Here is an 8979-nt window from a genome sequence, read left to right as displayed (position 1 = left end):
TTGTCCCCGTTCACCTCCTGTTTCTGCGCTCCCCCCGCGACCCCACCCTGGGGGGCGCCGGGGGGGGGGGCGGTCGCGCCGTCCGGGCTGTTCGCGGCCTGGTGGGCCGCGACGTCCGTGCCGGACTCCAGCTGCCCGAGCGCTATCCTCACGCCGGTTCCTCCCGTCCCGTAATCCAACCCAAAACCTAGGCGGCGGCCTCCACGGTGGCCTTCTCCGTCGTCGTCATTTCCGGCGGCGCCGCCCGGAAGCCGCGCGTGATCAGCGCCAGCACCACGATGCCCAGCGCCAGCCAGCTCAGTCCCAGCGTAATCGCGTTGCTGTCCAGCTGGGAGAGCAGGTAGGCGCAGACCAGAGCACCCACCGCCGGGATAACGACGTACGAAACAAAGTTCAGCTGCTCCCCCGCCCGGCGCCGGCGCACGTAATGGAACACCACGGAGACGTTGACCAGCGTGAAGGCCGTGAAGGCACCGAAGTTGATGAACGACGTCGACGTCGCCACGTCCAGGAAGATCGCGATCAGGCCCACGATGCCGGTGACCACCAGGTTCACCACGGGCGTGTGGTACTTCGCGCTGAGCTTGCCGAAGATGGCCTTCGGCAGCACAGAGTCGCGTCCCATGGCGTAGATCAGGCGCGAGGCGCTGGCCTGCGCGGCGAGGCCGGAGGCGAACTGCGCCACCACCAGACCGGCGAGGAACACCGCACCGAACAGCTGCCCGCCGATCTGCAGCGCGATGGCGCTGGCCGCTGACGCCGAGTCCTCGAACACGCCGCCCGGATGCACCAGCTGGGTGACGTAGGAGACGGCCACGAAGATGCCGCCGCCGATCAGCGCGATGAGCATGATGGCGCGGGGCACGTTGCGGCGCGGGTCCACGGTTTCCTCGGTGAGGGTGGTGACGGCGTCGAACCCCAGGAACGAGTACGCCGCTATGGCCGCGCCCGCGGAGATGGTGGCAAAGCTGGACGTGCTGTTGAAGAACGGCTCCGTGCTGGCCAGGCCGCCCGCGCCGGAGGTGGACACCACGTTGCCGATGGCCAGCGCCACGAAGATCACGATCACCAGCAGCTGGAACGCCATCAGCACGTAGTTGGCCTTGTCCGCCACCTTGATGCCCAGGATGTTCAGCACCGTGGTGATGAGGATGAAGCCCACAATCCACAGCCACATGGGCACGCCCGGGAACTGCGCGCTCAGGTACGAGCTGCCGATCAGCCAGATCACCATGGGCAGGAACAGGTAGTCCAACAGGATCGCCCAGCCCACCAGGAAGCCCACCCGGGGATCAATCGACCGGCGCACGTACGTGTACGCGGAGCCGGCCACGGGGTAGGCAACCGCCATCCGGCCGTAGCTGTGCGCCGTGAACAGCATGGCCACCATCGCCACGAGGTAGGCCGACGGCGCCGCCCCGCCCGTGGTCTCGGCGATCAGGCCGAAGATGGCCAGGACAATCAGCGGGGTCAGGTACGCCAGGCCGAACAGCACCAGCGACGGCAGCTTCAGCGTGCGGGTCAGGGTTGGAGTGGTCACGTGGGTGTCCTTAAGCATTGAAAGTGGGGGGTGTCCAGGTCAGCGGATTGATCCGCCCCTGGTAGACGGGAAGTTCGACGGCGGCCTCCCCGTCACGGAACTGGGACCAGGGACGGTTGAGGTTCTCCGTCCCGTGGGTACGGACGTGCCCGACGGCGGCCAGGTCCAGGTCCGCTGTCAGCAGCACCGGCGCATCGTCCCCGGCTTCCGTGATGGTGTTGCCCTCGGGATCGACGATGATGCTTTTTCCCTGGCCGGTGGGGCCGGCGCAGTTGACGCTGACCACGAACACCTGGTTGACGATGGCGTTCGCCTTGGCCAGCACCAGCTCCTGCCGCCGGTCCGGGGTGGTGGTCTTGACGACGTTGAGAATCACCTCGGCGCCCATCCAGGCCAGCTGGCGGGACACCTCCGGGTACCAGGCGTCGTAGCAAATGTTCAATCCCACCCTGCCGATCCCGGCCAGGTCCACGGTGGTGAACCTGTCGCCGGGGTCGTACGGCTCAAAGGGGCGCCAGGGGAAGATCTTCCGGTAGTAGCCGGCCAGCTCCCCCTCCGAGGACAGCACCAGCTGGGTATTGAACAGCTGGCCTTCCGGGCCGCGCTCGCAGACGCTGCCGGGGACCAGCCAGATGCCCAGGTCCGCGGCAAGCTCTTTCAGCTCTTTGATTCTTGGTCCGTCCAGCGGTTCGGCGGAGCCCTGCAGGGCTTCGGTGCGCTGCAGGTCCGGGGTCCCGTCGCCGAAGAGGTGCAGCTCGGGGAAGACCACGAGTTTGCTGTCCGGCTTGGTCTCCAGGGCTGCCGTGACCTCGTCCGCGAAGGCCGTGACGGGTTCGCCGATGAGCCGTGGCCTGGCCTGGGCGGCAATGAGGGGAAGGATGCGTTGCATGGGTTTGTCTCCGCGTTGGGGTGTGATCTGCACTATATTAGATCAGAATGATCCAATTATGGGAAGGGGCTGCGGATGGGCCGTAAAGTAGCGGATATGACCCGTCAGTTGGAGGACACCGCCTCCCCCGCTTCTCCCGGCGGCGCCTCCCCCATCGGCTCAGGCGCCCTGGCCGGCATCGACCGCAGGAGCGCTATCGACGCCGTGCGGCTGCGCATCGGCATGGCCATTTCGCTGGGACTGCTGAAGCCCGGCGAACGCCTGCCGGACCAGGAGGACGTGGCGCTGGGCCTGTCCGTCAGCCCGATCACCGCCCGCCGGGCACTGGCGAGCCTCGCGGACCAGGGCGTGGTGGTGCGCCGCCGCGGCCGGGCCGGAGGAACGTTCGTGGCGGAGGAGCCTCCGCGGGACGTGCTGGCCGAACTCACGGCGTCGCCCGCGGAGTCCCAGGCCGTCAACCGGCTGGTGGACCGGCGCCTGCTCTTCGAATGCGCGGTCACCCACTATGCAGCCGTCAACGCCACCGCCGAGCAGCTGGACGAACTGGAGCGGCTGACCCGGGACATGGCGGAGTCCACCGACTGGTCCGCCTACCATCAGGCGGACGAGCAGTTCCACCAGCTGGTGGGAACAGCGTCCTGCCTGGGGACCGCCGTCGGGGTCTATCACGAGACGCTGGCCGAGCTCTATGCCTACTTCATCCCCTACCCCATCGAGCTGCTGCACAAGTCGAACTGCGACCACGTGGAGTTGGTGGCGGCCCTCCGCGCGGGAGACGGGGACACCGCCGTCGAAATCTCCCGGAAGCACGTGGACATCCTGCACCGGACCATGTTCATGGGCCTGGCCGATGGCGGATCCGGGTCCACACCGACGTGACGAACGCCGGCCTCAGCCGTCGTTCCGCTGCTGCTTTTTGGCCTGGCGTGATGTCCATCCCTGCCGATGGAGACGTTCAAAGCCATCCAGGAGCAGGTCGAGCGCAAATTCAAACTCAAACTGGTCGTCGCAGCCATGGCCCACAACGGAGCCTTCATCATGGCTCGCTGCGGTGGCCACCTGAAGGATGTTCGGATAGCGTGCCGCCATCTGCTGGAACATTGCAGCCTGCACCTCGGGTGCCACCTCAGCGGCAGCTCCCCCACCCGGGCCGGCGGAGTCATCAAACAGCTCTTGGCTGAATCCCCAGATGCGGCTGCCCATGGCGTGCATGACGTGATGGGTCAGGTCCACTGAGAAGCCGCCGGCCAGGAACATGGCGATGAAGGAGTCCATGTAGCCGAGGACGGCGGGGGTCTGGTTGGTTCGTGATTCCAGGACATTCCGGGCCCACCTGTGCCGCTGGAGCACGGCCCTGGCCGAAAGTACCCGCAGCCTGACAGCGTTCTTCCAGTCGGCGCCGCCAACGGCAGGATCGATCTCGGAGATGATTGCCTCGACCATCCCGTCGAGGAGCTCCTCCTTGTTGGCCACATGCTTGTAGAGCGCCATCGGCACGACACCCAGCTCCTGCCCCAACCTGCGCATGCTGAGCTCGTCGATTCCAGCCTCGTCCGCCAGGGAGACGGCAGCCTGCAGCACCCGGTCACGGTTCAGCCGCACGCGCCGCTGCCCTTCGATCTGCTGGGTCACAAACCATCCTTTCCCTGATCCAAACTTACGCCATTGACAGGTGTACCGCGTACACTTTATTCTCCTTCCATGAAGGTGTACGTCGTACACCAATGGGTACGAGGAGTCCCCTATGAATCCAAGGCAAGCAAACCCGGATCTCGTCCGTCGTCCGGCTCACGCAGGCGGCATCGGCCACCCTGGCAGCACAATGAGGGGCGGCTACCTACGGCCGGTTCGGCGCACCGGAAGTGGTCCGCGTCGAGGAAATCCCCAGACCGTCACCGCGTCCGGACGAGGTCCTCATCAAGGTCCACGCCAGCACGGTGAGCGCCGCCGACCACCGCGCCCGCAGCCGTACCGTCCCCGCGGGTCTGGAAATCCCGACGGCCTTCGGACTTGGCGTCTTCCGTCCACGTCGCAGGGTTTTGGGAATGGACGTCGCCGGCGTGGTAGAAGCCACGGGATCCGCTGTGACGAGGTTCCGGGTCGGCGACGAGGTGGTCGCCATGCTCGGGGCAAAGTTCGGCGGCCACGCCGAATACGTGACGGTCACGCAGGACGCAGCCACCACTGCCAAACCGCGGACCATGGGTTTCGAAGAGGCAGTCACGATCGTTTTCGGCGGCCTCACGGCCCGTGGCTTCCTGGCCCGCGCCAACGTCAAGCCCGGCGACACCGTCCTCATCAACGGGGCCTCCGGTGCCGTGGGGACAGCCGCGGTGCAACTCGCCAAGAACATGGGAGCCCATGTCACTGCAGTCTGCAGCAACGGAAACCCGGATCTGGTGACCTCCCTGGGTGCGGACCGGGTGATCGACTACACCGCTCAGGACTTCGCCGTCCGGGACAGCACCTACGACGTGATCATGGACTGCGTCGGCAACGCCCCCTTCAGCCGGGTATCCAGCAGCCTGAACCCGGGCGGAAAACTGCTTCTCGTCGTCGCCGACCTGAAGGGGATTCTCCAGGCGTCCGCCAACAGCCGCAGAAGCGGAAAACTGGTCACGGCCGGCGACCTGAAACTCAGGTACACCGCCGACGACCTCGCTGACCTCGTCCGACTCGCGGAAGCGGGCCGGTACAGGCCCGTCATTGACCGGACCTACACCCTTCGCGAGATCGTCCAAGCACACCGCTATGTCGATGCCGGACGAAAAAAGGGAAACGTCATCCTCCGCATCGCCGGCGAATAGGACTCTCACATGAAAGCCACCGGAAACAACACCGCCCAAACTTCGGGTCATACCGAAAACCACAGGCCCGGCTCCCGCCAACGGCCCCGGCACGGCTGGCTGGTGCCGGCGGCCCTGATCTTCCTCACCCTCATCCCCGTGCTCGCCGGAGCGGCACGCCTCACCGAACTGACCGGCGGCGCCACCATCACCCCGCGCAACGAGAGGTTCTTCACCTCGCCTATCCCGGTGGTCACGCACATCGTCAGCGTCACCGTCTACTCCCTGCTGGGGGCATTCCAGTTCACCCCCTCCCTTCGCCGGGGCCGGCGCAGCTGGCACCGGGCAGCGGGACGCATTCTCATACCCGCCGGCTTCCTGGCGGCGCTGTCCGGGCTGTGGATGGCCCTGTTCTACGAGCTGCCGCCCAGCGACGGGCTCGTCCTGCTCATCTTCCGGCTGGTCTTCGGCAGCGCCATGCTGGTGAGTCTGATCCTGGGAGTCCTTGCCATCACCCGCCGGGACTTCGCTAAACACGGCGCCTGGATGACCCGCGCTTACGCCATCGGAGTTGCGGCCGGGACCCAGGGCATCATCCTTATCGTCCCGGAGCTCCTGACCGGACCGCCCGACGTGACCACGCGGGCTCTCCTCATGGGCGCAGCATGGATGATCAACCTGGCGGTGGCCGAATACGGCATCCGCCGCCGCTCCCGGCCCAACACACCGCCCGCCCGGCGCGGCCGGACTGCCACGTTTGTTCCAGGGCAATGAACGGTTTCGCGAGCGGCATGGCCTACCCTGCCCGGACTGCCGACTAGCGCTTTTCCCCTGCACACGCGCGGTTTTCAGGAGTAGGCTATGGGCGTCGGCAGGATTCCTGCGACTCCTTGCCGCGAGCCGGTTCTCCACCTGAAGAACCGGCAGTCACCGTGAAAGGGAGACTAATGACAACCGCTTCACACCCCGCACACCACCACGCAATGGGGTTGTCCCTTCACAACACCGCCATGGGTCTTGGTGTGGTTTTCCTGCTGGTTGGGGTCCTCGGGTTCATTCCGGGAATCACCACCAACTACGGCGCCATGAGCTTTGCCGGATATGACTCCGGGGCAATGCTGCTTGGAGTCTTCCAGGTGTCCGTGCTGCACAACATCGTCCATTTGCTGTTCGGCGCGGCCGGCATCGCAATGGCCCGGACCGCCTCGACGGCCCGCTGGTTCTTGCTTGGCGGCGGCATCGTCTACATCGTTCTGTGGCTCTACGGCCTGGTCATCGACATGAGCTCGGGTGCCAACTTTGTCCCGTTCAACTCTGCCGACAACTGGCTGCACCTGATCCTCGGCCTCGCCATGGTCGGCCTGGGCCTCTGGCTCGGCAGGGATGCCATGGACCGGACGAGGGGAACCGCCACCCCATAGCGCGGACCCACCGTTAGCAAAACCAACGACGACGGCCGTCCCTTTTCGGGGCGGCCTTCGCCGTTGCTTCGGCGGCCTGCGCTTGGAATACTGCCTGCATGCCTTCCCTTCCCGCCGCATTCGCCGAGGACGTCATCAATCAGCCGCTGCGGATCCAGTTCGACGCGTTCCTCGATGAGCACCGCAGCAGACTCAATGCCTCCCTTGACGGGCTGACGGAGGAACAGGCACGCCGGCCTTTGGTACCGTCCCGCACAACGCTGCTGGGACTGGTCAGGCACGCCACCTTCGTCGAGAAAGTCTGGTTCGACGAAGCAATCACCTGCCGTTCCCGCGCCGACATCGGCATACCGGCAACCCCGGACGAGTCATTCATCCTTGAGGACCAGGACACGATTGCCAGCATCCAGGCCGCCCACCACGCAGCCTGCGAGGCGTCGCGGCGCGCTGCGGCCTCCCTGCACCTCGACGACCTCGTCCACGGCAACAGGCGCGGCCCGCTCCCGCTGCGCTGGGTGTACCTGCACATGCTGCGCGAACTCGCACAGCACTGCGGCCACGCTGACATCCTCCGCGAGCAGATCCTCCGCGAGCAGATCCTCAGCAGCTGACACCGTGAGCGCGGGCCGTGTTGGCGCCTGCCTTGTCAGGCCGGCACACCGGCAACGCGCTTGATGACGGAGTCGAAGGTGCGGTCGGGCAGGATCCGGCTGAGCCAGATCATCGGGGTCGCCCCGATGCCGACGCTGTAGCGGGTGCGCGGCCTTCGGGCGGTGGCCGCCTTCGCGATGGCGCGGCCCACCACCTCGGGCGGCGAAGCGAGCCGGTAGCCAGGCTCGGAGCTCGCAGAGAGCGTCTTGGTCATGGCCTCGGCCTGCGTGCGGTAAACGCCCTGTCCGGAGGTGGCGCGCAGTTTGTCCGCGGCGATGGCGCCCCACTCGGTGCGGATCCCGCCCGGTTCGATGAGGACAACGTCGATGCCGAACTGCCCGACCTCGAGGCGCATTGCGTCACTGAGGCCCTCGACCGCGTACTTGCTGGCGTGGTACCAGGAGCCCAGCGGTGTCGCGAAGCGACCACCCATCGAGCTGATGTTAATGATCCTGCCGCTCCCCTGTGTCCGCATGTGGGGCAGCACCAGCTGCGTCAGCCGCGCCAGGCCGAGCACGTTGACGTCGAGCTGGGCCTGCGCCTCGGCAAGGGGAACTTCTTCCAGGGAACCGTAGGAGCCGTAGCCGGCGTTGTTCACGAGGACATCAACGCGCCCCTCGTCCTGGATGATGCGCTCGACGGCGGCGCGCGCCGACTCCGCGTCCGTGACGTCGAGGGCGAGCGTCCGGATGCCGGCCTGCTCGAGCGCGGCCATCCGGTCAGTCCGCCGCGCCGCGGCATACACCGTGAAGCCGGCGTCCTTGAGCTCGCGAGCGGCGACCTCGCCAATGCCGGAGGAGCCGCCGGTGACCAGTGCAACCTTCTTGTTCATGTCAGGTTTCCATTTCTCTCATTCTGGGTCCGTCAACTAAAGAACCGCTGGTCTCTAATGTAAGAGACCGCCGGTCCTTAGTCAAGAGACCTCTGGTCTGTAATATGGAGGCATGAGTACTTTCCAGCGCGCCAGAAGCGAGGACCAGCGGGAGGCACGGCGGGAAGCCATCCTGCAGACGGCGGCCTCGATGCTTGCCGAAATGCCGGTCTCCGCGGTCAGCCTGAACGAGCTCAGCCGCCGGGTCGGGCTGGCCAAGTCGAACGTGCTGCGCTATTTCGATTCCCGCGAGGCGGTGCTTCTCGACCTGCTCATCCAACTCGCGGAGGAGTTCTTCACGCAGATCGGGAAACAGCTACTTGGCGTCGTCGACGCGGACGCTTCGGTCCGGGCCCGGGTCGGTAGCGTCGCCGCGGCACTGGCGACCGAGATCTCGGCGCGCCCACTGCTATGCGAACTGCTCAGCGTCCAGGCAGGCGTCCTGGAGCACAACGTCACCGCGGAGACGGTCATGAAGTACAAGCGGAACGGCTACGAAAGCCTGGCCCAGTTCACCGCGGCACTCCGCCAGGTCCTCCCTGAGCTCAGCGAGGAGGGTGCAGCAGAAGCAACGAGGACCATCACCGTGTTCGCCGGCGCCCTCTGGACCCACGCCCACCCACCCCAGGCCGTGCAGGACGCGTACGCGGCGGACCCGTCCCTGATATTTTTGCCCTCCGGCTTCGCAGCGTCCTTGGAGCGGACGGCCAGCATCGTCCTCATGGGACTGCTGGCTGACTAACCGACAACCTCCGCTGCCCCCTGGGACGGAGTTTTTTTGTCGCGAGTTGGAGGCCCTTTTGCGGCCATTATCTGCACAA

Annotated in this window: 10 protein-coding genes; 6 read left to right on the top strand and 4 right to left on the bottom strand. The window is 66.2% G+C overall.

The window, feature by feature from the left end; genetic code table 11:
* Window positions 1-187: 187 nt before the first annotated feature.
* Both ACFTSA_RS06565 and ACFTSA_RS06560 read right to left on the bottom strand, forming a co-directional pair.
* Window positions 188-1540 carry an APC family permease gene (locus ACFTSA_RS06565; RefSeq protein ID WP_377950472.1) on the bottom strand — a complete coding sequence of 451 codons (1353 nt, stop codon included), beginning with the start codon at window positions 1538-1540 and terminating at the stop codon, window positions 188-190.
* Between the two features lie 10 nt (window positions 1541-1550).
* Window positions 1551-2429, bottom strand: coding sequence for a carbon-nitrogen hydrolase family protein (locus ACFTSA_RS06560; RefSeq protein ID WP_377950471.1), 879 nt, complete (start codon window positions 2427-2429; stop codon window positions 1551-1553).
* Window positions 2430-2525: 96 nt separating this feature from the next.
* Between ACFTSA_RS06560 and ACFTSA_RS06555 the strand changes: the two genes are divergently transcribed.
* Window positions 2526-3308, top strand: coding sequence for a FadR/GntR family transcriptional regulator (locus ACFTSA_RS06555; RefSeq protein ID WP_377950470.1), 783 nt, complete (start codon window positions 2526-2528; stop codon window positions 3306-3308).
* 12 nt (window positions 3309-3320) lie between these two features.
* On the opposite strand, the gene ACFTSA_RS06550 is transcribed toward ACFTSA_RS06555, so the two are convergent.
* Window positions 3321-4061, bottom strand: coding sequence for a TetR/AcrR family transcriptional regulator (locus ACFTSA_RS06550; protein ID WP_377950469.1), 741 nt, complete (start codon window positions 4059-4061; stop codon window positions 3321-3323).
* 230 nt (window positions 4062-4291) lie between these two features.
* Between ACFTSA_RS06550 and ACFTSA_RS06545 the strand changes: the two genes are divergently transcribed.
* The 4 genes from ACFTSA_RS06545 to ACFTSA_RS06530 all read left to right on the top strand — a co-directional run bounded on the left by ACFTSA_RS06545 (window position 4292) and on the right by ACFTSA_RS06530 (window position 7247).
* Window positions 4292-5236, top strand: a complete 945-nt coding sequence (locus ACFTSA_RS06545; protein WP_377950468.1) for an NAD(P)-dependent alcohol dehydrogenase — start codon at window positions 4292-4294, stop codon at window positions 5234-5236.
* Between the two features lie 9 nt (window positions 5237-5245).
* On the top strand, window positions 5246-5989 hold the full coding sequence (locus ACFTSA_RS06540; protein ID WP_377950467.1) for a DUF2306 domain-containing protein: 744 nt from the start codon (window positions 5246-5248) through the stop codon (window positions 5987-5989).
* 173 nt (window positions 5990-6162) lie between these two features.
* Window positions 6163-6636, top strand: coding sequence for a DUF4383 domain-containing protein (locus tag ACFTSA_RS06535; RefSeq protein ID WP_377950466.1), 474 nt, complete (start codon window positions 6163-6165; stop codon window positions 6634-6636).
* A 98-nt stretch (window positions 6637-6734) separates the two neighbouring features.
* A complete protein-coding gene (locus ACFTSA_RS06530) occupies window positions 6735-7247 on the top strand; it encodes a DinB family protein (RefSeq protein WP_377950465.1) in 513 nt (170 codons plus the stop codon).
* A 35-nt stretch (window positions 7248-7282) separates the two neighbouring features.
* Here the strand turns inward: ACFTSA_RS06530 and ACFTSA_RS06525 are convergent, their stop codons facing one another.
* Window positions 7283-8119, bottom strand: a complete 837-nt coding sequence (locus tag ACFTSA_RS06525) for an oxidoreductase (protein WP_377950464.1) — start codon at window positions 8117-8119, stop codon at window positions 7283-7285.
* Window positions 8120-8231: 112 nt separating this feature from the next.
* Here ACFTSA_RS06525 and ACFTSA_RS06520 point away from each other — a divergent pair, with 112 nt between their 5' ends.
* Window positions 8232-8900 (top strand): TetR family transcriptional regulator, encoded by a 669-nt coding sequence (locus ACFTSA_RS06520; RefSeq protein ID WP_377950463.1) that lies wholly within the window; start codon window positions 8232-8234, stop codon window positions 8898-8900.
* The last annotated feature ends 79 nt before the right edge of the window (window positions 8901-8979 follow it).

Source organism: Arthrobacter sp. NPDC057013 (assembly GCF_042674585.1).
Taxonomy (GTDB): Bacteria; Actinomycetota; Actinomycetes; order Actinomycetales; family Micrococcaceae; genus Arthrobacter.
This window is presented reverse-complemented; position numbering and strand designations above follow the sequence as displayed.